The organism is Pseudomonas sp. FBF18 (assembly GCF_024261405.1).
Classification (GTDB): domain Bacteria; phylum Pseudomonadota; class Gammaproteobacteria; order Pseudomonadales; family Pseudomonadaceae; genus Aquipseudomonas; species Aquipseudomonas palmensis.
The window spans coordinates 1-25,890 of the sequence record NZ_QKRS01000003.1 but is presented as its reverse complement, the minus strand read 5'-3'; the positions used below and the strand labels follow the sequence as shown (position 1 = coordinate 25,890).

Sequence of the window (25,890 nt, the reverse complement as noted above, 5' to 3'; positions counted from 1 at the left end):
GGAATTCTTGGGGGAGTGTTATCGGGGGGCGGAGCGTTGTGCGCGGCTGAATGTTCAAGCCTGCTGGGAGGGACGTGATTTGTCCTACAACCTCTTCCGCACCGCTCTGACGGGGATATCGCGAGAAAGTTGCAACGGGGTGCGGGAAACGTGATGGGGTTCAAGGTTTTGCAGGGGATGGCAACAGATGTGACCTCACAAGGTGCCAGCCGCTGCTTCTGCGGCGATCGATCAGATCGAGCGCCGCCCGCGCGGCGCTTCGCCGGCAAGGCCGGCTCCTGTATCGATTGCAACGCGCCATGGCCTGCAGGATCGGCGTTGCCAGCCTTGTTCGCTCGGCGTCAGGCCTTCAGAAGCTCGCGCGGATGCCCGCGTACAAGGTCCGACCTGGGCCCGGCTCGTAGTAACGGGCGCCTGTGTCGTTGATGCGCAGGTTGTCGTAGTAACGCCGGTCAGTCAGGTTATCCACACCCACGTACGGTTCCAGCTCCTGGCCATGAAGCTTGAGTACCGTGCCCACGCGCAGGTTGAACAAGGCATTGCCCGCCACCCGCGCCTCATTGGCGTTGTCCGCATACTGCGGGCCATAGGCGTTCATGTTGACCCGTGCATAGAACGCATCCGACTCGTAGCCCACCTCGGTGAACAAGGTCTGCCGGGGAATGCCCGGCAGACGGTTGTCGTCATAGCCCTCGAAACGGGTGTAGTGGTAGTCGTTGTAGCTGTAGGCCATCGACAGGCGCCAGTTATCCACAGGGCGGTATTCGCCACTCAACTCGAAGCCGTCACGCCGCGATTTGCCGGCGTTGCTGTAGGTGTTGCCGCGGTCGGTGCTCTGCGCCACCAGTTCGTCCTTGAGCAGGATGCTGTACACCACCGCCTCCAGGCGCAGGTCGTCCCACTCGCCCTTCACACCCAGCTCGCGGGTCAGCGCCCGCGCCGGTTGCAGCCCGGTGTTGAAGCCGCCTGCGGTCGGGTTGCTCAGTTCGTTGAGGGTGGGGGTCTCGAACGAGGTGGCCACCCGTGCATACGCCATGGTGTGCTCGGTAAGGCGGTAGCTCAGGCCGGCACTGTAGTTGAAGTCTTCGAAACGCTGCGCATCGGAGGCATCGCCGTCGCTCGGGAAGCGGTCGTCGACCGACTGGCGCGTGGCGTCATAGCGTCCGCCCAGGGTCAGTTGCAGACGCTCGGTGAGGTCGATGCTGTCCTGCACGTACAGCCCATAGCCACCGGCCTTTTCGCGTTGGCGCAGGGTGAGGTTGCCGGTGTGACCACCGACTTCGTTGTTGTGCCGCTCGCGGTCGTCGCGCTGCTGCTCGATGTCGATGCCGGTGGTGAGCTGATGACCCAGGCCGAACCAGTTGGCCAGGTGCGTGTACTGCCCGCCGACACCGGCAAACAGGCGTTCGTAGGTGGTCTGCCCGCCCGCGCGCAGCGGCAGGCGGTTGCCGAAGTCACGCCGGCCCAGCCAGGTACGCAGCTGGTAGCTGTCGGTGTCGCTCAGCTGGCTGGTCCAGTTGACCGCCAGGCGTTGCTGGTTCATCTGTTCGTCGGAGTCGAACAGCAGGCTCTGCGGGCGCGCCTGGCTGCGCTTGTCGCGCACCTGCGCGAGGGTCAGGGCGCCAGGGTCTTCGGAGCGGTTGTCGAGGGCCTGGAAGGTTACCCCCAGCACGCCGGCATCGGCCTGCCAGCGCAGCTTGCCGGTGAGGTTGCGCGCTTCGGAGGCGGCGTGATCGCGGTAGCCGTCCATGTTGGTGACGTTGAGCGCCAGCAACCCGCCAAGGTTGCCGGAGGTGCCACTGGTTTCGGCACGCACGCGGCGATAGCCGTCGGCACCACCACCCACGTCCACGAGGGTGCGCGGCTCCAGCGAGGGCTCGCGGGTGGTGATCGCCAGTACGCCGCCGGCACCGTTGCCGTACAGGGTGGAAGCCGAGCCGCGGATCACTTCGATGTTTTCCACCAGGCTCAAGTCGACACCGTCCATCTCGGTCTGGCCATCGGGCATGGTCAACGGCACGCCGTCGACCAGTACGCGGATGCCGCGCATGCCGAAGCTGGAGCGGGCACCAAAGCCGCGAATCGACAGGCGCATGCCCTGGGCCATGTTGTAGCGGCTTTGCGGCACCGCACCGGGCACCGCCATCAGCAGGCTGTCGAGGGTCAGCATCTGTTCGCCGGGCTTGTCGGCGACGCTCACCGAGCTGACGGCGGCCGGGGTCTGCAACCATTCGGAGGTCACGCGGGTGGAGGTGACTTCCAGCGGCGCCAGGTCGACACTGTCGGCGCTCGCGGAGCCCGCGCCAAGCAACAGGAAGGTGAGGACGGTGGGCCGCCTTGGCAACATGGTGACTCCTTGAAGGTGGCCGCCGGCTACACACTGTGCCGACGTTTTTGGGGGTTCGTTATAACGCAGATGCCGGGTCGGCAAAACTGTCCAATAGTACCGCCAGCTCCGACCATAGCTGCGGGTCGTCGCTGCAGGCGACGTTGAAGCGCATGCACTGCAACAGGCCGGGCTCGGGGCCGAACAGGCTGCCCGGCCCCAGCAGCACATCCCGCGCCAGGCCTGCACGGGCCAGGGCCTGGGCGTCGCAACCGGGGGGCAGCCGCACCCAGATGAACAGGCCGCCGGCATACCCCTGCAGCGGCTCGCAGCCCAGCGCCCGCAGGCGCTGCTCGACGCGCCCGGCTGCCTCCTGCAGGCGCAGCTGCAGGCGCTTGCGGTGCTTGTCGTAACTGCCATCGGTGAGCAGCTGGTCGACCACCTGCTCCAGCAGTTCGGAGGTGATGCCGCCGCTCATCAGCTTCATGTGGGTGAGGCTGGCGGCCAGTTGCGGCGCGGCCACCACATAGCTGACCCGGGCGTTGGCGCTGAGGGTCTTGGAGAACCCGGACAGATACGTCACCTGCTCCAGGCCCGCCAGCGCCGCCAGGCGGGCCGGCGCCTGCGGGTGCAGGTCGGCGTAGAGGTCATCCTCGATGACATGGCAGTCGTACTGGCGCGCCAGCTGCAACAGCGCGAACGCCTGGCCCGCAGTGAACGAGTGCCCGGTGGGGTTGTGCAGCACGCTGGTGGTCAGGTACAGCCTGGGCCGGTGCTGCGCCAGCAGCTGTTCGAAACGCGCCAGGTCGAGGCCCTCGGCGGTGCGTTGCACGGTGACGATGCGCGCGCCGTGCAGGGCCAGGTTGGCGTGGAAGTTGAAATAGCACGGGCTGTCGAGCACCACGCAATCGCCCGGGCGCAGCATCACCCGCAGCAGCATGTCCAGCGCCTGCACGGTGTTGCTGGTGGTGACGATCTGCTCCAGCGGCGCGGCGATGCCCTGGCCGAGCAGGCGCGTCTGCAGGGTCTGGCGCAGCGCCAGGTAACCGGCCGGCGTACCGTAGCCGCCAATGCGCAGGCGCGTGGAGCGGGCCACGGCGCGCAATGCCTGGCGCAGGTTGCCGGGCTCCAGCCAGTCGGGCGGCAGGTGCCCGCTGCCGGGGCGCAGGCTGTTGTCATCGGCCAGCAGTGAGCGGCGCAGCACGCTGGCCAGGTCCTGCGGCAGCCAGTCGGTGTCGCCCCCCGGCACCCTCGGCGCGTGACGGCTGGCGACAAAGTGCCCGCGGCCCTGGCTGGAGGTGATCAGGTTGCGGGCACGCAGGCGGTCCAGCGCTTCGATCACGGTGAACTTGCTCACGCCCAGTTGCGCGGTCAGTTCGCGCACCGGCGGCAGGCGACTGCCCGCCGGCAGCTCGCCGGCCTCAATGGCACGCGCCCAGGCTTCGGCGATCTGCTGGACCTTGGGTGTTCCGGGGCAGAACTCGATGACGGGCAGCATGCAGGTCTCCACAGGTTTACCGGTAATCCTACCAGTAAAGTCGGGCGCGATTGCCCGCTGCTTGGCCTGCCCGCAGCGTGGCCCGCGCTCTAGACTGCGGCCTTTGCACTGTGAGCACTGCCCCATGAGCCTCGGCCTGACGCCCTCCTCTTTCGGTTACTTCGTGGTGTTCTGCGCCAGCATGACCTTCAGCCCCGGGCCGATGACCCTGCTGTTGCTGAGCCTGGGCCTCAAGGCCGGCCTGCGCCAGTCGCTGCCGGCGCAACTGGGCGCCAGCGTGGCCTACCTGCTGTCGATTCTGGTGTTTGCACTGGGCTTTTCGGCGCTGATCCAGGGCTACCCGCTGGTGCGCCAGCTGATCCAGGCCCTGGGGGTCGCGTATGTGCTGTACCTGGCCTGGCGGCAGTGGTCCAGTACCGGGCTGGCGCTGGGCGATAGCGGCGGGCCGGCGCTGGAGGGTTTCCGGGCGCTGTTCGCAAGGGGCCTGCTGACCGGGCTGTCCAACCCCAAGAGCATCCTGATGTTCAGCGCGGTGTTCCCGCAGTTTGCCAGCCACACCCGCGACATCGCCGTGCTCGGCCTGACCTTCCTGCTGCTGCAGTTTGCCAGCGGCTGCCTGTACTGCTATTTCGGCCAGCGCATCCGTCATGTGCTGCAGCAGCCGGCGCGTCGGCGCCTGCTGCAACGGGCCACGGCGGTGCTGCTGACAGGCGTGGCGTTGATGCTGATGCGCGGTTTCGACGGAGCATGACGTTTTTCAATCGGCCCCATGGCGTTTTCAACCTTGCCGAGTGGGCATCCGTGCACGATTCTTAGGGGATAGGCATCGCCGCTTATCCACCGCCGAGGCTGCACATGAAAACCGTGAAAGAGCTGCTCAATACCAAAGAAGAAAAACACCATGCGGTACACACCATCAGGTCGCACCAGACGGTGCTCGAGGCGCTGATGGTGATGGGCGAGAAGAACGTCGGCGCCTTGCCGGTGGTCGATGACGGCCAGGTGGTCGGGATCATCAGCGAGCGTGACTACGCCCGCAAGATGGTGCTCAAGGGGCGTTCGTCGGTGGGCACGCCGGTACGCGACATCATGAGCGCACCGGTGGTCACGGTAGACCCGCACCAGAGCGTGGAGGTGTGCATGAACCTGATGACCAACAGCCACCTGCGCCATCTGCCGGTGGTGGAGAACGGCCAGCTGATCGGTCTGCTGTCGATTGGCGACCTGGTCAAGGCGGCGATTGCCGAACAGGCCAACCTGATCCTGCAGCTGGAGCAGTACATCCGCGGCGAATGAACCTCAGCGGTATTCGCCCTCCAGCTCGTCGAGCTGGTGGTCGAAGCTGCGCAGGCGCGCCGACCAGGTGTACACCAGCACTTCGAGGTCGCGGTTGAGCACGGCGCTGCCGCGCCCGGCACTCTGCTGCGAGTCGCACAGGTCGAGCTGGTAGCGTTCGCGGGCCATGGCCGTGGCCACGCTGGAAAGTTCGCGGGCGTTGTTCAGCCAGTAGCGGTGGCGCCCGCGGGTCTGCTGGTCGAGCTGCTGGCACTGGCGTTTGAGGGCTTCGAGGCTCTGTTCGAGCGGGGTGCCTTCAAGCTCGCCCATCACTTCCTGAAAGGTGCGCCCCGGCTGCCAGTAGCTGCCCCAGAAGTAGCGGTCGAATACGGTTTCGACCCGGCGCAGGGCAACCTTGGTGTTCCAGATGGCCACCAGGGTGCGGCCCTGCTCTAGCTGGCGCTTGCGCACCTTGAGCTGCTGCCAGCTGCTCCAGGCCAGGGCCGTGAGGGCCAGCGCCGCAATCACGGCGGCGGCCGCGTACATGAAGTGCATGGCCTCCACCAGCTGGTAGAGCTGGCGAACGCCGTAGAAGTAGCCGGTGCTCAGCAGGCCCAGGGCGGTCACGGCCGCCCAGAAGCCGGGTGCGTAGGGATCTTTCATTGGCGCCATCCCCTTATTGTTTTCCTGAGCATAGCAACGCCAACTGCAGGTACAGGTGCCGCTCAGCGCTTATTTGCGGGGATTGCGCAGCGCCTCGTTGAGCTGGTCGAACTGAACGGCCCAGTCGGCATCCTCCAGAATCGCCTCCTTGAGGAATTCGCGCTGTGCCGGCGTCCAGAACGGCGCATCCACCAGCTTGATGTCGCCCTTGAGCGGCGAGTGGCTGGTGATGAACTGGTCGATGCCCTTGGGATCATCGGGCAGGCCAAGCTGCTTGAACAGGGCGCTAAAGCTGTGGGTAGGTGCTTCCATGGGTCACTCCTTCTGGGCGTCAGGCCGGGTTGAATGGGGTAGACAGCGCACAGGTCGTTCGAGGTCAGTCGGGTTGGCGTTTAATTTCACCGCCGGTCCCGACCGCTGGAGTTTAGTCGCTGCAGTTGCGGTACATGCAGACGTTCCGATGCCGATGGCGTCGCTCGAGGGTGGGTGGGGGCCGCTTTGCGGCCCAATCGCGGGTCAAGCCCGCTCCCACAAGGATCACCGCTGCCCATGTGGGAGCGGGCCAGAATGGCCCTGCAAGATAGCGGTTGCTACCAGCCGCCGCCCAGCGCCAGGAACAAGCCGATCTGCCCCATCGCGACCTGGGTATTGGCCGCCGCCAGCTGCGCACGCATGTCGGTGTAGGTGCGCGTGGCCTGCAGGTCGGCCAGGAACGATTCACGCCCGGCCTTGAAGAACCGGTGGGTCTGGTCGGCCGCCAGTTGCGCCGAGCGCTCGGCCTCGGCCAGCGCGTCGCGCCGGTCAAGCAGCGCGCTGTACTGCGCCAGGCTGGTCTGGGTCTCGCGGATGGCGTTGAGCACCACCCCGTCGAAATGCGCCAGCGCAGCCTGGGTCGAGGCCTCGGCCTGGCGAATGCGTGCCCGCGAACCATTGGTGGGCACGGTCCAGGTCAGCAGCGGACCAAAGCCCCAGCGGTTGGTCGCCGGCTTGCCCAGGTTCTCGAGGATGCCGATGGTGCCCACCTGCGCGCCGATGCTGATGTCCGGGTACAGCTGCCCGGTGGCCACGCCGATGCCGGCAGTGGCCGCCGCCAGGCTGCGTTCGGCCTGGCGGATGTCGGGGCGGCGCTTGAGCAGCGCGGCGCCATCGCCCACCGGCACACGTTGCGCGATGTGCGGCAGCTCGGCGCAGTGCGCGGTACCCGCCGGCAGTTGCTCGACCGGCTTGTCCAGCAGCATCGACAAGGTGTACAGGCCCGCCTCGCGCATGGCCTGGTAACGCGGCAGTTCGGCGCGCAGCGACTTGAACTGGGTCTCGCTGCGCGTCACCTGGGTTTCGTCACCGCGCCCGGCATCGCGCAGGCGCTGGGTGAGGGTCACGCTCTGCTCCTGCAGGTCCAGCGAGGCCCGTGCGACGTGGTATTCCTCGTTGGCCGCGCACACCTGGGTGTAGGCCCGCACCACATCCGCCACCAGGGTGATGCGGGCGGTGTCGGCGGCAGCCTGGGTGGCGTCGGCGTGGGCCTGAGCGGCCTCGACGCCGCGCTTGAGCGTGCCCCACAGGTCGAACTGGTACGAGGCGCTGAGGATCGCCTCGCCGATGTTGGCCACCGGCACCTTGTCGGGTTGCAGAAAGGCTTCGCCGGACTCCTGCAGGCGCTGCGCACCCAGCTTGACCCCGCCATTGAACCCGCCCTGGGCCTCGGCCTCCTCGACCTGTGCCCGCGCCCGCGCGATGTTCGCCGCGGCCACGCGCAGTTCGGTGTTGGCGGCCAGCGCCTGGTTGACCAGCGCGTCGAGACGCGGGTCCTGGTAGAGGTGCCACCAGTTGGCGGGCACCGGTGCCGAGACCACGCTGTCGGCGTCGCTGCGCAGCGCGCCCTGCAGGTCGCCGCGATTGACCGCCGCCTCCTTGGGCACGCTGTAGTCGGGCCCGACCATCTGGCAGGCCGACAGCAGCAACCCTGCGCCCAGCAGCGCAAAGCGTTTCATCGGGCGGCATCCTCGATGATCGACACCGTGGCAGTACGCCCGGCGATCATGCGAAAGTTTTCCGGCACCTCGTCGAATGCGATGCGCACCGGTATGCGCTGCGCCAGGCGCACCCAGCTGAAGGCCGGGTTGACGTTGGGCAGCAGGTTGGCGCCACTGCTGCGGTCACGGTCCTCGATGCCTGCGGCGATGCTCTGCACGCGACCGCGCAGGCGCGCGTCGTCGCCCATCACGCGGATATCCACGGCCTGGCCGATATGGATGCCGCCCAGCTTGGTCTCTTCGAAATAGCCATCGACGTGGTAGGAGTTGCTGTCGACCACCGACAGCACCGGGCGCCCGGCGCTGACGAACTCGTGGGCGCGCGGGGCGCGGTCGTTGAGGTAGCCGTCGACCGGGCTGCGTACCACCGAACGGTCGAGGTTCAGCTGCGCCGCGTCCACCGCCACCTGCGCCTCGGCCAGGGCCGATTGCGCGCGGGCCTGGCGCGACTGGCTTTCTTCGAGCTGCTCCTGCGCCACCAGGTTGCCCAGGCCACGGTTGCGGCGCGCCTCGCGCTGCGCCTGGGCCAGGGTTTCACGGCGTTCGGCCAGGGTCGCCTGGGCCTGGCGCAGGGCCAGGTGGAAGCGGTCCTGGTCGATGCTGAACAGCACGTCGCCGCGCTTGACCACCTGGTTGTCGCGTACCGACACCTGCTGGATCAGCCCGGACACATCGGGGGCGATCTGGATCACGTCGGCGCGGACGTGGCCGTCGCGGGTCCAGGGGGCGAACATATAGTACAGCACCATCTGCCACACCAGCACGGTTGCCAGCGATACCACCAGCAGGGTCAGGACCACGCGGCCCAAGGTCAGTAAGGGTTTTTTCATGGCAGCATCAGGCTTCGGCAAAAGTGGTCGACCGTGCCCAGCAGCACGGCGTAGAGAGCAACGTTGAACAGCGCCCGGTGCCAGACCAGGCGGTAGAAGTGCAGGCGCGTGAGTACCGCGTGCACCCCCAGGAACAGCACATAGGTGAACACCATCATCACCAGCAGCGTGGGCAGAAATACCCCGCTGATATCCAGTTCACCGATCACAGGGGGGCTCCATCGATGCCGTAGGGCAGTTGCGGTTGATCGTCGGACGGTTCCAGCACCACCTCCACCCCCGGCAGCAGCGCCAGGCGCAGGCCGCTCAGGGCATGCAGCAGGTGCACGCGGGTTTCCCCGCAGTCGGCCATGGCCTCAAGGTTCAGGGCATGCCGCGCACGCTCCATGCTGCGCAGCAGGTCGGCCGGCGCATGCAGGCGGCGGCGGGCCTTGAGGCACGCCTGAAAGTGCGCACCCACCTCAGCGATCACCTGCGCCAGCGCCGCCTGTGCCGGCGGCGTGGCCCGTGGCATGTAGGCCAGCAGGTCGAGCAGGTTGAGCCCCACGCGCAGGTCGCGCAGCGCGCTGTTGGTGTCCTGGCCGGTCTGGGTCAGGCGCGGCAGGTGCTGCATCAGGCGGTCGAGCATCTGCACGCCGAGGCGCCGGTGTTCGGCCAGGCTGGCCGGGCGGGTCATGCCGACGATGTCGTGCCAGCTGAAGCGGGTCAGGCGCTTGGCCGCCAGCTCCACGCCGAACGGGCGCACCACCAGGGTCCAGACGAAAGCGAACAGCAACCCCACCGGGCCGGCCAGGTTGGCGTTGGCAAAGGTCAGGAAGTCCGCGTCGTAGGCGCCCTGGATGCTGATGAACGAGGCGGTGTTGACGATGGTGAGCAAGGTGCCCAGGTAGAAGCGCGGCTGCACGGTGAGGGTGCCGACGCAGATGAACGGCACGGCGAACGCCAGTACCAGCATCGGGAAGTCATGCAGGTTGGGCAGCACCAGGAACAGGTAGAGGCTGGCGAACACCACCGACAGGGTGGTCCAGAAGAAGAACCGGTAGATCTGCGGCGCGGGATCGTCCATGGCCGCGAAGAAACTGCACGCCACCGCCGCGAGGATCACGGCGCTGGCGCCGTCGGGCCAGCCGAGCAGTATCCACAGCGCGGTGGCGGCGAGGATCGCGGTGAAGGTGGAGAACACCGAGTAGAGCATCAGCCCACGGTCGAAGAACGGCGTCAGGCGGCCCAGGCGCCAGTGCCGGTACACCGCGCGCCAGGGCGACAGGTCTTCGTCGCGGATGGCGTGCTGCAGGCTGCAGCAGTCCTGCCACAGGTCGATCCATTCGCCCAGCCGGTAGAGGGCATTGGACAGCAGCAGGCCGGGGCGCTCGTCGAGGGCGGCGACACTCGGTTGCAGGCGTTCGAGCTGCTCGCGCAGGGCCGTCCAGCGCGCCACCGAGGCGTCTTCGGCGCTGGCCTGCAACCAGCTGCGGGCCTGCTCCAGCAAGCCTTGCAGTTGCGCCGCCTGGGCCGGGGCGCGGCCTTCGAGGGCCAGCAGCGCGTCGTCGAGGGCGTCGATCACCGGGAACAGATGGATCATGCGCCCGCGCAGCTCGCGGGCATTCTTGACCGTCTGCGGCCGCGCGCCCTCGTGGGACAGCTGGCCGATCATCATCTCCAGCGAGTTGAAGGTGGTGACCATCGAGGCGCGCAGCCCGCCCACGGTTTCGGGCGTGGCCTGGCGGGCAAGAAAGGTGTCGCAGTAGCGGATCGCCTCGGCGAACCAGTTGCCGGTGGCGCCGACCACCACCGGGGTGAGCCGGCGCGGCCAGAAGATCGCCCCGACCACCGCCGCGCAGACGATGCCCAGGCAGATTTCCTGGGCCCGCGAGGAGGCGATGTCGAACACCGCCAGCGGGTTGTCCACCACCGGCAGGGCGATCATCGGCAGGGTGTAGCCGGCCAGCATCAGCGCGTAGCTGTTGGCGGTGCGCAGGTGCAGCGAGAGAAACAGCAGGGTGCCGGTCCACAGGGCGATGGCGCAGGTGAGCAGCACCGGGGTCTGTACCAGCAGCGGCACCAGGAACACCGCCCCCGCCGCGCCCAGCAGTGTACCCAGGGCTCGGTACAGGGCCTTGGAGCTGGTGGGCCCGACGAACGGGCTGGAGACGATGTAGACCGTGGCCATCGCCCAGTAGGGGCGCGGCAGTTGCATGAGCAGGGCGATGTACAGGGCGATCATCGACGCGGCGAAGGTGCGCACGCCGTAGAACCAGTCCCGCGCCGGCGGCATGGAGCTGAAGAAGTCCTTCATGAAGGCACGCCCGGCGAGCGCTGCGCGGCGTCTTCGAAGGCGCGCACCACACGCAGCGCCGCTTCGAGGTCGGCGGGCGGGATGTCGTGCAGCACCTGGCGGCGCAGGCGCACCAGCTCGGCCTCGATCGCCTCGGCCAGCTCGCGCCCGCGCGGGGTCAGGCTCAGGGCCTTGGCGCGGCGGTCACCGGGGGCTTCGCTGCGGCATACGAAACCGGCGCTGCACAGCTGGTCGAGCAGGCGTACCAGCGACGGGCTTTCAAGCCCTGCGGCCTGGGCTACCGCCACCTGGTGCACGCCATCGCCCAGGCGCACGATCATCAGCAGTGGTACCGCGCAGGCTTCGGAGATGCCGTAGCCGACCAGCGTGGCCTGGCAGATGCGCCGCCAGTGACGGCTGGCCGCGACCATGCCGCTGCTGATGTTCAGTTGCAGTGCATCAAGATTCATGGGCAAGGTGTCGAGATTCATAGTTTGCTAACTATCAATGTTCTTCGATCAACGCCCCGGGCGTCAATAGCGGCAATGCGGCATCCGTCGGCCGAGGTCAGCGCCGGTACTGGTCTTCGTGTTTCAGGGTCAGCGCCCGCGGGCTGCCCAGGCTGATCGCCCGGTCGCGCCAGAACAGATAGCGCATGGGGTTGCCGGCCACGCTGAAATGCATGGCCAGTTCCTCGGCCGCCGGCATCACCCCCGCTGCGGCCGCCAGCTCCAGCCAGTACACGGCGAGCCTGGCATCGGCCCGCACCTGCTGGCCATGCAGGAGGCGGTAGCCGATCTCGAACCGGCAGCGCCCATCGCCGCGCTGGGCGCCCTGCATGAACCAGTCGTAGGCGCGCTGCGGATCGACCTGCCAGGTTTGCAGGTGGGTATCGCAGATCTCTTCTTCGTAGAGGTCGCCCAGCGCCGCGGCAGCTTCGTCCAGGCCGCGCTCGAAGGCCTGCCGGTAGCACTCGGCGGCGCTGGCGTAGGCGATGGTCACGCCCTTGCCGAAATAGTGCTGCTGGCCCAGGTTGTACCAGGCCACCGCACTGCCCTGCAGCGCCGCCATGCGCAGCAGGCGCCCGGCCAGGGCCGGTTCGGCACGCCAGTACTTGCCGTTGAGCCATACCCAGCCGAGGTCGTTGAGCGCCACCACGCTGCCATCCAGCGCCTGCTGGCGCAGGTCGGCATACACCGCCTGCAGGTCGACGGCTTCGTCCAGGCGGTTGACCAGGCAGAAGCCCCTGCCGAGCACCGCACGCTGGGCCGGCATGCCGATGCCGGCCGTGTGGCGCTGGGTCTGCCCGCCCGGATCGGGGGCGATCGCCCTGGGCAACAGCCGCGCGAGCAGTGGGTAGATGGTGCTGGCAGCAGACAACGGTTCATCCCTGACTGACCGGTGGGTGGCCCATGCCACCCTGTGAGGCAAGCCTAGACAAGGACACGCACTTTTGTCGCCCCGATGCGCTCAGCGCTGCATGCCCCAGCGCCGTACTGTGACGCGCTCGAGGGTATTGAACACCAGGCTCTCGACCAGCAGGCCGATGAGGATCACCACGGCCAGGCCGGCGAACACCTTGTCGGTGTACAGCTCGTTGCGGTTCTGGAAGATGTACCAGCCCAGCCCGCCCTTGCCGCTGGTGGCACCGAACACCAGTTCGGCGGCAATCAGGGTACGCCAGGCGAACGCCCAGCCGATCTTGAGCCCCGACAGGATCGACGGCAGCGCCGCCGGAATCAGGATGTGCACCACCAGACGCAAGCCGCGCAGCCCGTAGTTGCGCCCGGCCATGCGCAAGGTTTCGGACACACCCATGAAGCCGGCATAGGTGTTGAGCGCCAGCGCCCACAGCACCGAGTGCACCAGCACGAAGATCAGGCTGTTGTCGCCCAGGCCGAACCACAGCAGCGCCAGCGGCAGCAGGGCAATGGCCGGCAGCGGGTTGAACATCGAGGTCAGGCTGCTGAGCAGGTCGCGGCCGATCTGGGTCGACACGGCCAGGCTGGTGAGCCCGAAGGCCAGCACGATGCCCAGCAGGTAGCCCTTGAGCAGCACCACCAGCGACACCCCGACCTTGGCCGGCAGTTCGCCGCTGAGCAGGCCGTCGTACAGCGCCGCGGCGGTTTGCAGGAAGCTGGGCAGCAACAGGTCGTTGCCCTGATAGCGCGCCACGGCTTCCCAGGCCAGCGCCAGCAGGATCAGGATCAGGCTCTTGCGCAGCCAGCCCTGTTGCCACAGGCGCTGGCCCAGGGGCAGCTCGCGTTCCAGCGGTACGCTGAGCAGGGGTTCAAGGGTGACTTCGTACTCCTGACGCGGAGCCGGTGCAGAGGTGGTCATCGGTGGGGCTCCCGGTCAGTAGGCGATGCGGATGTCGGTGAAATCCAGGGCGGCGTCCTGCTCGGCGGCGGCATCATCGTCGAACAGCAGACGATGGATGCGCCGCGCGCTGGCCTGGAAGTCGGCAGCGCCCAGGCTGTGCAGGTCGTACTGGTGACTGTGGATCTCGGCGCGCACGCGCCCCGGGTGCGGCGACAACAGCAGGATGCGGTTGCCCACCACCAGCGCCTCCTCGATGGAGTGGGTGACGAACAGCAGAGTGAAGCGCACCTCCTCCCACAACAGCAGCAGTTCTTCCTGCATCTTGCGCCGGGTCAACGCGTCGAGGGCGGCAAAGGGTTCGTCCATGAGCAGGATCTTGGGCTGCATGGCCAGCGCCCGGGCGATGGCCACGCGCGCCTTCATGCCGCCGGAGAGGGTGTGCGGGTACGCATCGGCAAATGCCGCCAGGCCGACCTTGTCCAGGTAATGCAGGGCGCGCTGTTCGGCCTCGGCGCGCTTGAGCGTGCCGGAGGCCAGCAGCGGGAACATCACGTTCTGCCTGACGGTTTTCCACGGCGGCAGCTGGTCGAACTCCTGGAACACCACGATGCGGTCCGGGCCCGGCCCGTGCACCGGCTGGCCCTGCAGGCGGATCGCGCCCTCACGGGGCTCGATGAAGCCGGCCACGGCCTTGAGCAAGGTCGACTTGCCGCAACCTGAGGGGCCGAGCAGGACGAAACGGTCGGCCTTGTCCACTTCGAAGCTGACCTGGTGGGTGGCCCGCACCACGCGCTGGGCGGTGCGGTATTCGAGGCTGAGGTTGTCCACCTGCAGCAGCGCCGGTGCGCTCACGGGGCTCAGGTTGCTGGCCGTGTGGCCTGGCAAGCGGGCGGTCATGCGCTCAGCTCCCCTGCAGTGGCTTGGCGTCCTGGAAGAAGTAGTCCTTCCACGATTCGGGTTTGTGCTTGATCGCGCCGATGCGGTACATGAAGTCGGCCAGCTTGTAGGTGTTCTTCGGCGTGACGCTGAATTCGTATTGCGGGTTGTCGATGATCTTGAGCAGCGCCTCGCGGTCGATCTTGGCCTTGGTCACGCGAATGTAGGTATCGGCCGCCGCGCCCTTGTCGTGCTGGGCGAAGTCGGCCGCCTCGGCCAAAGCGTCGACGAAGGCCTGGTAGGTTTTGGGGTTGTCGTTGCGGAATTTTTCGGTGGCGAACAGCACGGTGGGCGAGTTGGGCCCGAGCAGGTCGTAGGTGTCGAGCACCACGTGCACGCTTTTGTTGGCCAGCGCCTGGTCCTGGAACGGCGGGTTGGAGAAGTGCGCATTGAGCTCGGTGCCGCCGGCCAGCAGCGCGGCGGTGGCGTCGGGGTGCGGGACCGCCAGGGTGTACTTGTCCAGGCGCGCGTAGTCCTTGTCGCCCCACTGCTGGGCGGCGGCGTACTGCAGGAAGCGCGACTGCACCGAGACGCCAACCGCCGGCAGGGCGATGCGGTCCTTTTCGGTGAAGTCGGCGATGGTCTTGACGTTGGGGTTGCTGCTGACCAGGTAGTACGGGAAGTTGCCCAGCGAGGCCACGGCCTTGACGTTCTGGCGGCCGTAGGTGCGGTCCCAGATGGTCAGCAGCGGGCCGACGCCGGCACCGGCGATGTCCACCGAGCCGGACAGCAGCGCGTCGTTGATCGCGGCGCCGCCCGAGAGCTGGGTCCAGTCGACCTTGATGTCGATGCCCTGGGCCTTGCCGTGCTTCTCGATCAGGTGCTGGTCGCGCACCACGTTGAGCAGCAGGTAGACGATGCCGAACTGTTCGGCGATGCGGATTTCACCTTCGGCCTGGGCCGTGGCGGGGGCGACAAGGCTGCCGGCGAGCAGGCTGACGCCCAGGCCGATGCTGGCCGCCAGGCGGCTGATTGAGTTGCGCATGCGGTACTCCTGAAGACGGGTCAGAACGGGGCGTCGCCCTGGATGGTGGTGCGGTACAGCTTGCGGCGCAGGTGCGCGGGGCAGCCGGCGGCCAGGTGGATCAGCGAGCGGTTGTCCCAGAACACCAGGTCGTGGGGTTGCCACTGGTGGCGGTAGATGTTGTGTTCGAGCACGCTGTGGGCGTACAGCTCGGCCAGGATCTGGCGGCTTTCGTCCTCGGGCAGGCCGACGATGCGGGTGGTGAAGCCCTCGCTGACGAACAGCGCCTTGCGCCCGTTTTCCGGGTGGGTACGCACCACCGGGTGGATCACTTCCTGCACCTGGGCCAGTTGCTCGGCGGTGAGCGTGGGGCGCCAGTTGCCTTCGAATTTGGTTTCGCTGTAGCGCGCGGTGTAGGAGTGCGCGGCGCTGCGGCCTTCGACGGCGGCGCGCAGGTGGGCGGGCAACTGGTCCCAGGCCTTGTGCATGTCGGCGAACAGGGTATCGCCGCCCTCGCTGGGCAGTTCCTGGGCATGCAGCATCGACCCCAGGCTGGGCAGTTCCTTGTAGGAGAGGTCCGAGTGCCAGAACTTGCCGGCATCGCCCAGGCCGATGTTCTGGCCGTTCTCGATGATGTTGGAGACGATCAGGATCTCGGGGTGGCCGCCGAGCAGGAACTGCTTGAGCACGTGGATCTGCAACACGCCGAAACGGCGGCTGAAGTCGACCTGCTGCTGGGGGGTGATGCGCTGGTCGCGGAACACCACCACATGGTGGTCCAGGTGCGCGCGGTGGATGCGCGCAAAATCGCCAGCGTTGACCGGACGGCTCAGGTCCAGGCCGATGATCTCGGCGCCCACGGCACCGGCAAACGGACGAATCTCGAAGGCTTGGGGTTGGGCGCTGTCGGTGTACGACAAGGCGCCAGGGGCCGCTGACATATCTTTTCACTCCCACGTGTCGGGTCGGTAACTGCGCGTGGAAATAAATATAAATGCATAAGAAAAATAATTTAAATACCTTTAGAGAATAAGCATAGAGAGGGTTGTCCGCCTCGCGTGGCCTATGCTGCTGAGGCCATCAAGCAGATGTCATCAGGGGGAAAAGCCATGTTCTATGTGCAACGCGACACCCGTGGGCAGATCGTGCGATTGGAGTCGACGCCCTTTGCCGAGGAGAACGAAGCGCTGCCCAACGATTCGCCGGAGGCCCAGGCCTGGTTTGCCAAGAAGCTGCAGCAGAGCGACCTGGACATGATCCGGGTGCTGGAGGACTTGATCGAGGTACTGACCAGCAAGGGCGTGATCAGCATCACCGACCTGCCGGCGAGCGCACAGGCCAAGCTGCTCAGCCGTTCGAGCGCGCGCCAGACCATGGGGGGTTTGAACAAGCTGATCGATGAGGAGCGGCCGTTGATCTAGCAGCTTCGCCCGCCACGTCGGCGCCTGCGGGGTTCACCGCCGCCTGCAGGCGCCGGCCTGGCCGGCGAAGAAGCCACTACGGCGCCCAGGGCCGGGGCTCGCCGATCAAGCGCCCCTGCACCCCGAAAATCCCCATTTCGCGCAGCACCTCCAGTTCACCTTCGGTTTCCACCCGCTCGGCAATCAATGGCAGGTCGATGCTGTGCGCTGCGCGCTGGATCGCCTCGATGAACAGGCGCTTGTGCGGCTCCTGATCGATGGCGCGGATGAAGCTGCCGTCGACCTTGAGGTACGCCAGGCCCAGGTGCGCCAGGTTGCCGATCATGCTGAAGCGCCCGCCAAAGTGCTGCAGGCTCAGTTTGAAGCCCAACGCGCCCAGTTGCCGTGCCAGTTGCTCGAGCGCGGCCTGGTCGGGCAACTGCTCTTCGCCGATCTCCAGGGTCAGGCGCGGGCCCAGCACCGCGTGACGCCCCAGCAGCCCGTACACCGCCTGCAACGCCTGGGGGTCGGCCAGGGTGGCCGCCGACAGGTTCAGCGCCAGCGCCTGGTCATGGCGCTGCAGGTGGGCCAGCACCTGTTCGAGCATCAGCAGGTCATGCCGGATCGACCAGCCGAAACGCTCGAGCCAGGGCAGGAAGCGCCCGGCGGGGAGGGTTTGCCCATGCCCGTCGGGCAGGCGCGACAGCACCTTGTACTGCAATACGCGGCCCAGCTCGTGCGTCGCCACCACCGGCTGGAAGAACAGCTCGAAGCGGCGCTGGTCGAGGGCGTGTTGCAGCAGGGCATGCCAGTCGTGGTCCAGCAGCGCCGGGGCGTGCGCGGGCAGGCAGACCCACGTCGGCAGCTGCTGGCTCTGCGCCTGGGCCAGGGCTTCGTCGCAGCGCTCGAGCAGGGCCTGCGGGGCGTCGCCCGGGCTGTAGGGGGCCAGGCCGATCCAGGCCACCGGGTTACGGTCGGAAGCGCCGGTGTCGTACAGGCTGTGCAGGGTCTGCTCCAGTTCCTGGGCCAGGTGCACGGCCTCGTCATGCACCAGCCCCGGTGCCAGCACGGCGAACTCGCCGCCACGGCTACGGGCGATCAGGTCGAGGGTTTTGGGATAGTGCGCGCACACCCGCTGCACCTGCTGCGCAAGAGCCTGCAGCAGGGCATCGGTGCGCTGGCCGCCCAGGCGCAGGTTGAGCCCGGCCAGGTCCTGCACGTGCACCAGCATCAGGTAGCCGGGGCTATCGTCCTGGGCGCTGAGCCGGGCAGACAGCTGCATCTCGAAGAAGCGCCGGTTGCCCAGGCCGGTCAGGCTGTCCTGCCAGGCCTCGGCGCGCAGGGCTTCACTGCGCTGGGCCTCCTCGAGAAACAGCGCCTTGAGTTTCTCGACCATCTGGTTCATGGCCTGCACCACCCGGCGCAGCTCCGGGGTGCGCGGCAGGCGCGGCGCACTGAGGAACTCGCGACGCGCAATGGCCTGGGACTGTGCCACCAGGTAGTCCAGCGGTCGCAGCTGACGGCGCAGCAGCAGCGCCCCCAGCAGTGCACTGACCACCCCGCAGGCCAGCAGCCAGGCCAGGCTGCCGAGCGCGCTGCGCCACAGCTTGGCCAGGGCGAACATCGGGTGGCTGACCACCTCGACCCGCGCCGCCTGCTGCCAGCCGCGGCTGACGATGGCATCGCCGCCGGCCGGCTCCAGGTTGATCAGGCGGATGAACCAGGCCGGCACACGGCTGCTGTCCGGCTCGGCGTGACGCTCCACCAGCAGGGCATTGGGGCCCAGGTCGATCACGCGGATGCTGGCGTAGTAGCCGCTGTCGAAGATGGAGCTGACCATCAGCTCGACCATTGCCGGGTCGTCGATGTTCGGCGTGAGCGACAGCGCCAGCGCGGTGGCGGCGTCCTGCGCATGCGCGCGCAGCTGATTGACGTACTGGCTGCGCGAGCTTTCCAGGCCGACCATGAAGCTGCCGCTGAAGGCGACCACCAGAAACAGGCAGATGGCGAGCAACAATTGCTTGAACAGTGACATCCGCAATCCTCAGTAAGCCGGCTCGGTGGGAAACCCCTCGGCCTGCATCTTCTTCAACAGATCCTGCCAGCGCGACAGGCGCTTGCTGTCGCCGACCTTGCGATTGCCACCCGCCCCGGTCAGCCACAGGCCCTCGCCATTGAAGGCATACACCGGCAGCAGGTCGGTGCGCTGGCTGGCCGGCTCGATGGTGTCGATCAGGCTGTCGAGCACCAGCGGCATCGCCTCTGGAGTGGAATAGTAGGTCAGGACCATGTGCGCGCGATTCTGGCGCAGCGCCTTGACGTAGGTAATGCGCAGTTTCTCGCTGGGGATACCCAGGCGGCGCAGGCTGAAATACTTGGCGATGGCGTAGTCTTCGCAGTCGCCGGCGCCCTTGATCAGTGACTGGATCGGGGTGGACCAGTAGTCGGCCTGCTGCCACAGTTCGGGGTCTTCGACGTAGCGCAACTGGCGATTGAAGAACTGGTTGACCACCTGCAGGCGCTCGGCTTCGCTGCCTTGGCGCTGGGTGGCAAGCAACTGCTGCCAGGCATCGATACGCTGCTGGCCGGCACCAAGGGGGCCGTACAGGGCCTGGGCCTTGCGGCTGATCTGGGAAAAGTCCCAGTCCGCGCGCAGGTTGCCCAGCAATACGCAGCCGAGCAACAGCGCCAGGCCAGCCCGGCGCGGGGTCAGAGGCAAAGCCCAACGTATCGCCAAGGCCGGCGGTCCATGCAGATCGTGGAATCGCGATGGTGCAGGCTGGGCGGGCAAAAGACAATGGCGCACGGCGGCAAGCTTCCAAAGCGCTGCGACTTCATTCAGGATAGCCGCCGCGAACGCCCGCAGGCCCGCGCCGGCCTGAATTTGACAGGCGCAACCGTCATCACTAGGGTCATTGGATCCAATCTTTGCTAGCAGGGCAGTCAGCGTGGCCGAAAAAATCAAACTCCTGAGCATTCTGGGTGACGAGCAGGTGCCTGCTCACCTGGCGCGCAGCGTGATCGAAGAGCGCCTGCGCAGCGCCATCCTCGACGGACGCCTGGCACCCGGCATGGCGTTGCGCCAACAGGAGCTGGCGACGCTGTTCGGGGTCAGTCGCATGCCGGTGCGCGAGGCCCTGCGTCAGCTGGAGGCGCAATCGCTGCTGCAGGTGGTTGCGCACAAGGGCGCGGTGGTGGCCCCGCTGATCAGCGAAGATGCAATGGACTCCTACGGGCTACGGGTGATCCTGGAGAGCGAGGCGCTGCGCCAGTCGATCCCGCTGCTGGACGCCGAGGACATCGCCCTGGCCCGGGGCTACATCGAGCAACTGCAGAACGAGACCCGGCACGCCGAAATGGGCCAGCTCAACCGCCTGTTGCACATGGCCCTGTACCGCAAGGCGCCCAATCAGAAGTTGCTGCGCCTGATCGACAACGAGTTGAGCGAAGAGGCGCGCTTCCTGCGGTTTCATCTGTCGTCGATGGGGCTGGGCAAGCTGACCCAGGACGATCACATCGCGCTGGTGGACGCAGCCCAGGCCGGCCAGGTGGACGAAGCTGTACAGCTTCTGACCCAGCACCTGGATAAGGGCATGCAGGCCATCAGGCAGTACCTGGCCAGCCAGCCGCAGGGCTGAACGCGCCGCCGGGTCGGTCAGTGGTTGCAAATTGCGCAAGGCCCCATAACAATGAGACTAATTATCATTTATGACCTTGGTTGCAGCGCGCCTTCATGTCCTCCCACGACTCTGTGCACAGGCTCTATCAGCAACACCACAGCTGGCTGAACACCTGGCTGCGCTGCCGCCTGGGCAATGCGGCCGATGCCGCGGACCTGGCCCAGGACACCTTCGTGCGCCTGCTGCAGCGGCGCGAACAACTGGAGCTGAATGCACCACGCGCATTCCTGCGTACCATCGCACGGGGGCTGGTGATCGATCACTGGCGCCGCGAAGAGCTGCAGCGTGCCTACCTCGAAGCCCTGGCGCAGCTGCCCGAGGCCGAGGTGCCATCAGCGGAAACCCGCGAGCTGCTGCTGGAACTGCTGGAACGCATTGCGTGCCTGCTCGACGGCCTCAGGCCCAAGGTGCGCACCGCGTTCCTGCTGGCCCAGTGCGAAGGGTTGAGCCACAAGCAGATCGCCGAGCAGATGGGTATCTCGCTGCGCTCGGTGGAGCGGTATGTGGCCGACGCCCTCTATCACTGCTACCTGCTGCGCTATGAACCCTAGCCCGCGCGTGGTCAAGCAGGCCATTCACTGGATGCTGCGGGTGCGCGAGAACGGCGCCAGCCCGCAGTTGCAGGCCCAGTGCGAGCAGTGGCGCAGCGCCAGCCACGAGCACGAACTGGCCTGGCAACGGGTGCACAGCCTGCAGCAGGAAATGAACCTGCGTGCGGTGCCGGGCGCCGGTGTCGTCGCCCTGCAGACCCTGGAGAACAGCCAGCAGCGGCTGCACCGGCGCCAGGCCCTGAAGCTGCTGGGCGGCGTGGTGATGCTTGGCTCAGCGGCCTGGGTCAGCAAGGACGTTGGCCTGCTCGACCCGTGGACCTCGGATTTCGCCACGGCCACCGGCGAGCGGCGCAGCGTCCGCCTGCCCGATGGCAGCCTGCTCAATCTCAATACCCATACCGCGGCAGACCTGGCCTTTGACAGCCGCCAGCGCCTGGTGCGCCTCAAGCACGGGGAGTTGATGCTGACCTGCGCCGAACACCCGCTCGGACCGGCTGGGCGGCCGTTGCTGGTGCAGAGCCGCGATGCGCTGCTCGAAGGCTTCGATGGGCGCTTCGTGGTGCGCCAGGAGCGCGACTGCACCCGCGTCACGGTCAGCCAGGGCAAGGTGGCGATCCATCACCCCGGCCCCGCCGGACTGCAATGGGTGGCTGCTGGCGAAGCCTTTCTGGTGAATGCCCAGGGCGCCACACCCGTGGCGCAGCAGAACATGGACCCCGGTGCCTGGGCCGATGGCCTGATCGTCACGCGCAACATGCGCCTGGGGGACTTCATCGACGAGGTGGCGCGCTACCGCCACGGCTACCTGAGCTGCTCCGACGATATCGCCAACCTGCGCCTGTCCGGGGTGTTCCGCCTGGAAGACACCGACAAGCTGCTGCACCTGCTGCCGCAGACCCTGCCGGTGCATGTCAGCTATCGCACGCGCTGGTGGGTACGCCTGGAACGCCAGGCGTGATGCGCTGATTTTTTTGGCGGGTTTTGTCGGCACGTCCGGCTAGGACAGTAAGCGACTCCCTTCTGCCCTTACCGACCCTACGGATGCTCTTCATGCGCGATACCCTGGCCCAGCCGCGGCTCACTGACAGTAATGAGTTTCAACCTCTCTTAGATTCACGCCTGGGCAAGGCGGTGCGCGCCGCACTGTTCGGTACCGCGCTGGGCCTGGCCAGCGTGCCGATGGTAGTGATGGCCGAACCTGCGGGCAGCGCCAGCCAGCAGTACAACATCCCCGCCGGCTCGCTGGACGAGGTGCTGAACCAGTTCGCACGCCAGGCCGGCATCACGCTGTCGAGCACCCCGCAGATGACCCAGGGCGCGCAGTCGCCCGGCCTGCAGGGCAGCTACGCCACCGACCAGGCGCTGCGCCAGTTGCTCAATGGCACGGGGCTGGAGGCGGTGAGCCAGGATGGCACCAGTTATGTGCTGCATGCGGCCCCGCAGGACGCCGCACTGGCATTGCCTACCACCGACGTGCGCGGCTTTGCCCTGGGCAACGCGCTGGGCAGCATGGAGGGCTACAACGCCACCCACAGCCAGATCGCGACCAAGACCAGCACCGCGCTGCTGGAGACCTCGCAGTCGGTGTCTGTGGTAACCCGCCAGCAGATGGACGACCAGGGCGCGCAGACGGTCTCGCAGACCATGCGCTACACCCCGGGCGTGCTGACCAACCCGTATGGCGCGACCCACCGCTATGACTATGTGGCCATGCGCGGCTTCAACGATGGCTCGGTGGACAACATCTACATCGACGGCCTGAAGTCGATGGGTGACAGCGGCACCTTCAGCACCATGCAGATCGACCCGTACTTCCTCGAGCGCGTGGATATTCTCAAAGGTCCGTCGTCGGTGCTGTATGGCCGCAGTTCGCCAGGTGGCCTGGTGGCGCTGACCACCAAGAAGCCACTGTACGAGACCTTCCGCCAGGTGCAGGCTACCGTCGGCACCCAGGGCCAGCGTGGGGTGGGCTTCGACTTCAGCGGCCCGCTGGACGACGACAAGCGTATCGCCTACCGCCTGACCGGCCTGACGCATCAGTCCGACACCCAGTTCGATCACAACGAAGAAAAGCGCTATGCGCTGGCGCCGACCCTGAGCATCGACTTCACCGAGGACACCTCGCTGACCTTGCAGGCCTACCTGCAGAACGATCCGGAAGGCGGCTACCACGCCGGCGTGCCAGCCGATGGCGCGCTGCACAAACGCAACGGCCAGCGTATCTCGGAACACTTCTTCGAGGGCGAGCCGGGCATCGACAGCTACGAGCGCAATCAGCAGTCGTTCGGCTACCAGTTCGAGCATCGCTTCAACGATGTGTTCACCGCACGCCAGAACTTCCGCTACCTGGACTCGACGGTGAAGATGGACCAGGTGTACGCCTGGGGCTACGAGTCGCCCACCAGCAACAAGCTGAACCGCTACTACACCGGTGCCGACGAGAAACTGCACTCCTACATCATTGACAACATGCTGCAGGCCGAGTACTTCACCGGCGCGGCCAAGCACACCACGCTGGTGGGCCTGGACTACCAGCGACGCAAGACCGTGGTGGACTGGAGCAGCGGCGGCCTGGCGTCGATCGATGCGTTCAACCCGCAGTACGGCAATTCGCAGATCACCTATTACGCACCGACCAGCTACACCCGGCGCCTGCAGCAGACCGGCATCTACGCCCAGGACCTGATCGAGCTGGACAAGTGGCGCTTCTCGCTGGGGCTGCGGCAGGACTGGGTGAAGACCTCGGATGAGAATCGTATCGCCGAGCCTACCCGCCCACTGGGCACCAAGATCAGCGATGACCGCACCAAGCTCACCGGCCGCGCGGGCGTGCTGTACCTGTTCGACAACGGTATTGCGCCTTACCTGAGCTATTCGGAGTCGTTCAACCCCAACTCCTACGCCGATGCCGCCGGCAACCCGCTGGCACCGACCGAAGGCACCCAGTGGGAGGCCGGTATCAAGTACCAGCCGCCGGGCACCGACAACCTGTTCACCGCCTCGGTTTTCCGCATCGAGCAGGAGAACCTGGCCACCAAACAGCCGCAGGACGACTTCTACTACCCGGTCGGGCAGGTACGCTCCCAAGGCCTGGAGCTGGAGGCGCACATGCAGTTGAGCGAGAACCTCAAGGTGCTGGGCAGCTACACCTTCACCGACATCGAGTACAGCAAGACGATGCCGAGCACTCTGGCTGGCAGCACACTCGACAACAAGGGCAACTCGCCAACCCAGGCGCCAAAGCACATGGCCTCGCTGTGGGCGGACTACAACTTCCGCCAGGGGGTGCTGGACGGTGTGCGCGTAGGCGGTGGCGTGCGTTACGTGGGCTACAGCTGGGTGGATGCGGAAAACACCATGAAGGTACCGTCGTACACCCTGTTCGATGCGTCGGTGGGCTACGACCTGGGCAAGGTCGGGCTCAAGGGCGTGGATGTGCGGCTCAATGCCAACAACCTCACCAACGAGAGCTACATCGCCTCGTGCGCGAGCCTGAACTACTGCTACATGGGTGAAGAGCGCAATGTCAGCGCCACGGTCAGCTATCAGTTCTGACCACACCCCCGTGAGCCGCAAAGCCAGTGCCTGATTCCAGGCGCTGGCTTTGTCGCATCTGGCGACCTGATCTGGAATCCCTTTATATGCGCCACCTCTACGTATTGCTGCACCGCTATATCGGCCTGGCCACCGCGCTGTTCCTTGCCCTGGCAGGGCTCACCGGGAGCGTGCTGGCGTTCAACCACGAGATCGACGAATGGCTGAACCCTTCGTTCTATGAAGCCCCGGCGCAAGGCCCCCGCCAGGACCCCGGCAACCTGGTGGACAAGGTGCAGGCCGAACACCCGCGCCTGCAGGTGTGGTACATGGAATACCCCGACGAGCCCGGCCATTCGGCGTTGCTGGCGATGGTGCCGCGCAACGACCCGGCCACCGACAAGCCGTATGCCGAGAAAAACACGGTGTTCTACCTCGACCCGGTCAGCGGCCAGACGTTGGGCCAGCGCTACTGGGGCGAGTGCTGTTTCTCGCGGGAGAACTTCATGCCGTTCGTCCTCGAGCTGCACTACAACCTGACCCTGCCGGGCAACTGGGGGCTGTGGCTGATGGGCGTGGTGGCGATCCTGTGGGTGCTCGACTGCTTCATCGCCCTGCTGCTGACCCTGCCCCGTGGTCGTCCGTTCTGGCGCAAATGGAGCACGGCCTGGAAGATCAAGGGCGGGCATGCGTATCGACTGAACATGGATATCCACAGGGCTGGGGGCTTGTGGCTGTGGCTGCTGCTGTTGCCGGTGGCCGTCAGCAGTGTGGCGATGAACCTGCCCAGCCAGGTGTTCAAGCCGGCGGTGTCGCTGTTCTCGCCGGTGGAACCAAGCGTCTATGAGGCCCGTGGCAGGCTGCCCAGGGAAGAACTGGGACAGACCCAGCTGACATGGCATCAAGCCCATCAGCTGGCGCAGCAGGAGGGCCAGCGGCTGGGGCTGACGGCGCCGATCGGCGAGTTGTACTACAGCTTCGAGTACAACTTCTATGGCGCCGGTTTCGGACAGCACGACACCGATGCCCAGGGCAAGTCGTGGTTGTTCTTCCATGGCACCGACGGGCGCCTGCTGGGGCAGGAGATCGCTGGCCAGGGCACCCTGGGGGAACGCTTCTACCGGCTGCAACTACCCATACATGGCGGCAGGATCCTCGGCACTACAGGCCAGGTGATGATCGCGGTGCTGGGGGTAGTGATTGCGGTGCTGTCGGTGACAGGGGTGTATATCTGGTGGCGCAAGTTGCTGGCGCGGCGCAGTAGCCGGGCTCGGCGCACTGCATAGACTGAAGGTCGGCTCCTGCAGCCCATTGTGTGCAGGGGCCGGCCTGGCCGGTGCAGAGGGTGGCAGGAACAACCCGCTACCCTAGCCCCTGAAAAGACAAAACCCCTGTCTGCAGCGCAGACAGGGGTTCTGGAATTGAATCTTGACGATGACCTACTCTCACATGGGGAAACCCCACACTACCATCGGCGATGCATCGTTTCACTGCTGAGTTCGGGATGGGATCAGGTGGTTCCAATGCTCTATGGTCGTCAAGAAATTCTGTGTGCTGGCCCGTACATTGCGACGTGCCGGCGAATTCTTGATGCTTCTACTCT

24 protein-coding genes and 1 rRNA gene are annotated in these 25,890 nt (G+C 66.5%); 8 read left to right on the top strand and 17 right to left on the bottom strand.

Annotation, left to right across the window (positions count from 1 at the left end; genetic code table 11):
* Nucleotides 1-349: 349 nt before the first annotated feature.
* Together DN387_RS06075 and DN387_RS06070 are read right to left on the bottom strand one after the other, a co-directional pair.
* Nucleotides 350-2,347 (bottom strand): TonB-dependent receptor, encoded by a 1,998-nt coding sequence (locus DN387_RS06075; RefSeq protein WP_054915886.1) that lies wholly within the window; start codon nucleotides 2,345-2,347, stop codon nucleotides 350-352.
* A gap of 58 nt (nucleotides 2,348-2,405) precedes the next feature.
* Entirely contained in the window at nucleotides 2,406-3,824 is a 1,419-nt protein-coding gene (locus DN387_RS06070) for a PLP-dependent aminotransferase family protein (RefSeq protein WP_043861315.1), read from the bottom strand.
* Between the two features lie 124 nt (nucleotides 3,825-3,948).
* On the opposite strand from DN387_RS06070, the gene DN387_RS06065 reads away from it, so the two are divergent.
* Complete coding sequence (locus DN387_RS06065; protein ID WP_054915885.1) at nucleotides 3,949-4,575, top strand: LysE family translocator; 627 nt, start codon at nucleotides 3,949-3,951, stop codon at nucleotides 4,573-4,575.
* A gap of 104 nt (nucleotides 4,576-4,679) precedes the next feature.
* Complete coding sequence (locus DN387_RS06060; RefSeq protein WP_043861317.1) at nucleotides 4,680-5,120, top strand: CBS domain-containing protein; 441 nt, start codon at nucleotides 4,680-4,682, stop codon at nucleotides 5,118-5,120.
* Between the two features lie 3 nt (nucleotides 5,121-5,123).
* Here DN387_RS06060 and DN387_RS06055 read toward each other — a convergent pair whose 3' ends face one another.
* The 12 genes from DN387_RS06055 to DN387_RS06000 all read right to left on the bottom strand — a co-directional run bounded on the left by DN387_RS06055 (nucleotide 5,124) and on the right by DN387_RS06000 (nucleotide 16,063).
* Nucleotides 5,124-5,762 carry a hypothetical protein gene (locus DN387_RS06055; RefSeq protein WP_054915884.1) on the bottom strand — a complete coding sequence of 213 codons (639 nt, stop codon included), beginning with the start codon at nucleotides 5,760-5,762 and terminating at the stop codon, nucleotides 5,124-5,126.
* Between the two features lie 69 nt (nucleotides 5,763-5,831).
* Complete coding sequence (locus tag DN387_RS06050) at nucleotides 5,832-6,074, bottom strand: DUF2789 domain-containing protein (protein ID WP_043861319.1); 243 nt, start codon at nucleotides 6,072-6,074, stop codon at nucleotides 5,832-5,834.
* Nucleotides 6,075-6,352: 278 nt separating this feature from the next.
* The gene (locus tag DN387_RS06045) at nucleotides 6,353-7,753 is read right to left on the bottom strand and encodes an efflux transporter outer membrane subunit (RefSeq protein ID WP_054915883.1); all 1,401 of its coding nucleotides are present in this window, start codon (nucleotides 7,751-7,753) and stop codon (nucleotides 6,353-6,355) included.
* The gene (locus DN387_RS06040; protein WP_254506032.1) at nucleotides 7,750-8,625 is read right to left on the bottom strand and encodes an HlyD family secretion protein; all 876 of its coding nucleotides are present in this window, start codon (nucleotides 8,623-8,625) and stop codon (nucleotides 7,750-7,752) included. The genes DN387_RS06045 and DN387_RS06040 overlap by 4 nt, the downstream gene beginning before the upstream one ends.
* The gene (locus tag DN387_RS06035) at nucleotides 8,622-8,834 is read right to left on the bottom strand and encodes a DUF1656 domain-containing protein (RefSeq protein WP_043861322.1); all 213 of its coding nucleotides are present in this window, start codon (nucleotides 8,832-8,834) and stop codon (nucleotides 8,622-8,624) included. Before DN387_RS06035 ends, DN387_RS06040 begins: the two co-directional genes overlap by 4 nt.
* Nucleotides 8,831-10,921 (bottom strand): FUSC family protein, encoded by a 2,091-nt coding sequence (locus tag DN387_RS06030; protein WP_054915881.1) that lies wholly within the window; start codon nucleotides 10,919-10,921, stop codon nucleotides 8,831-8,833. The genes DN387_RS06035 and DN387_RS06030 overlap by 4 nt, the downstream gene beginning before the upstream one ends.
* Nucleotides 10,918-11,370 carry a MarR family winged helix-turn-helix transcriptional regulator gene (locus tag DN387_RS06025; protein ID WP_043861339.1) on the bottom strand — a complete coding sequence of 151 codons (453 nt, stop codon included), beginning with the start codon at nucleotides 11,368-11,370 and terminating at the stop codon, nucleotides 10,918-10,920. Before DN387_RS06025 ends, DN387_RS06030 begins: the two co-directional genes overlap by 4 nt.
* Nucleotides 11,371-11,467: 97 nt before the next feature.
* The gene (locus DN387_RS06020) at nucleotides 11,468-12,280 is read right to left on the bottom strand and encodes a tetratricopeptide repeat protein (RefSeq protein ID WP_043861324.1); all 813 of its coding nucleotides are present in this window, start codon (nucleotides 12,278-12,280) and stop codon (nucleotides 11,468-11,470) included.
* Nucleotides 12,281-12,370: 90 nt separating this feature from the next.
* Nucleotides 12,371-13,240 carry an ABC transporter permease gene (locus DN387_RS06015; protein WP_054915880.1) on the bottom strand — a complete coding sequence of 290 codons (870 nt, stop codon included), beginning with the start codon at nucleotides 13,238-13,240 and terminating at the stop codon, nucleotides 12,371-12,373.
* Between the two features lie 15 nt (nucleotides 13,241-13,255).
* Nucleotides 13,256-14,119: an ABC transporter ATP-binding protein gene (locus tag DN387_RS06010; protein WP_043861326.1), complete on the bottom strand. Its 864-nt coding sequence runs from the start codon at nucleotides 14,117-14,119 to the stop codon at nucleotides 13,256-13,258.
* 4 nt (nucleotides 14,120-14,123) lie between these two features.
* Complete coding sequence (locus DN387_RS06005; RefSeq protein ID WP_043861327.1) at nucleotides 14,124-15,143, bottom strand: ABC transporter substrate-binding protein; 1,020 nt, start codon at nucleotides 15,141-15,143, stop codon at nucleotides 14,124-14,126.
* 20 nt (nucleotides 15,144-15,163) lie between these two features.
* Nucleotides 15,164-16,063, bottom strand: a complete 900-nt coding sequence (locus tag DN387_RS06000; protein ID WP_054915879.1) for a TauD/TfdA family dioxygenase — start codon at nucleotides 16,061-16,063, stop codon at nucleotides 15,164-15,166.
* A gap of 168 nt (nucleotides 16,064-16,231) precedes the next feature.
* Here DN387_RS06000 and DN387_RS05995 point away from each other — a divergent pair, with 168 nt between their 5' ends.
* Nucleotides 16,232-16,543 carry a hypothetical protein gene (locus DN387_RS05995; RefSeq protein ID WP_043861329.1) on the top strand — a complete coding sequence of 104 codons (312 nt, stop codon included), beginning with the start codon at nucleotides 16,232-16,234 and terminating at the stop codon, nucleotides 16,541-16,543.
* 76 nt (nucleotides 16,544-16,619) lie between these two features.
* Here DN387_RS05995 and lapD read toward each other — a convergent pair whose 3' ends face one another.
* A complete protein-coding gene (lapD, locus tag DN387_RS05990) occupies nucleotides 16,620-18,557 on the bottom strand; it encodes a cyclic di-GMP receptor LapD (RefSeq protein WP_054915878.1) in 1,938 nt (645 codons plus the stop codon).
* Between the two features lie 9 nt (nucleotides 18,558-18,566).
* Entirely contained in the window at nucleotides 18,567-19,259 is a 693-nt protein-coding gene (gene lapG / locus DN387_RS05985) for a cysteine protease LapG (protein WP_043861331.1), read from the bottom strand.
* Between the two features lie 211 nt (nucleotides 19,260-19,470).
* Here lapG and DN387_RS05980 point away from each other — a divergent pair, with 211 nt between their 5' ends.
* The 5 genes from DN387_RS05980 to DN387_RS05960 all read left to right on the top strand — a co-directional run bounded on the left by DN387_RS05980 (nucleotide 19,471) and on the right by DN387_RS05960 (nucleotide 25,573).
* Nucleotides 19,471-20,160, top strand: a complete 690-nt coding sequence (locus DN387_RS05980; protein WP_043861332.1) for a GntR family transcriptional regulator — start codon at nucleotides 19,471-19,473, stop codon at nucleotides 20,158-20,160.
* Between the two features lie 95 nt (nucleotides 20,161-20,255).
* The gene (locus DN387_RS05975) at nucleotides 20,256-20,753 is read left to right on the top strand and encodes a sigma-70 family RNA polymerase sigma factor (RefSeq protein ID WP_054915945.1); all 498 of its coding nucleotides are present in this window, start codon (nucleotides 20,256-20,258) and stop codon (nucleotides 20,751-20,753) included.
* Complete coding sequence (locus DN387_RS05970) at nucleotides 20,743-21,711, top strand: FecR domain-containing protein (RefSeq protein WP_043861333.1); 969 nt, start codon at nucleotides 20,743-20,745, stop codon at nucleotides 21,709-21,711. Before DN387_RS05975 ends, DN387_RS05970 begins: the two co-directional genes overlap by 11 nt.
* A gap of 92 nt (nucleotides 21,712-21,803) precedes the next feature.
* A complete protein-coding gene (locus DN387_RS05965; RefSeq protein WP_054915877.1) occupies nucleotides 21,804-24,308 on the top strand; it encodes a TonB-dependent siderophore receptor in 2,505 nt (834 codons plus the stop codon).
* Between the two features lie 86 nt (nucleotides 24,309-24,394).
* Nucleotides 24,395-25,573, top strand: a complete 1,179-nt coding sequence (locus tag DN387_RS05960) for a PepSY domain-containing protein (protein WP_043861335.1) — start codon at nucleotides 24,395-24,397, stop codon at nucleotides 25,571-25,573.
* 140 nt (nucleotides 25,574-25,713) lie between these two features.
* On the opposite strand, the gene rrf is transcribed toward DN387_RS05960, so the two are convergent.
* A 5S ribosomal RNA gene (rrf, locus tag DN387_RS05955) occupies nucleotides 25,714-25,829 on the bottom strand.
* Between the last annotated feature and the right edge of the window lie 61 nt (nucleotides 25,830-25,890).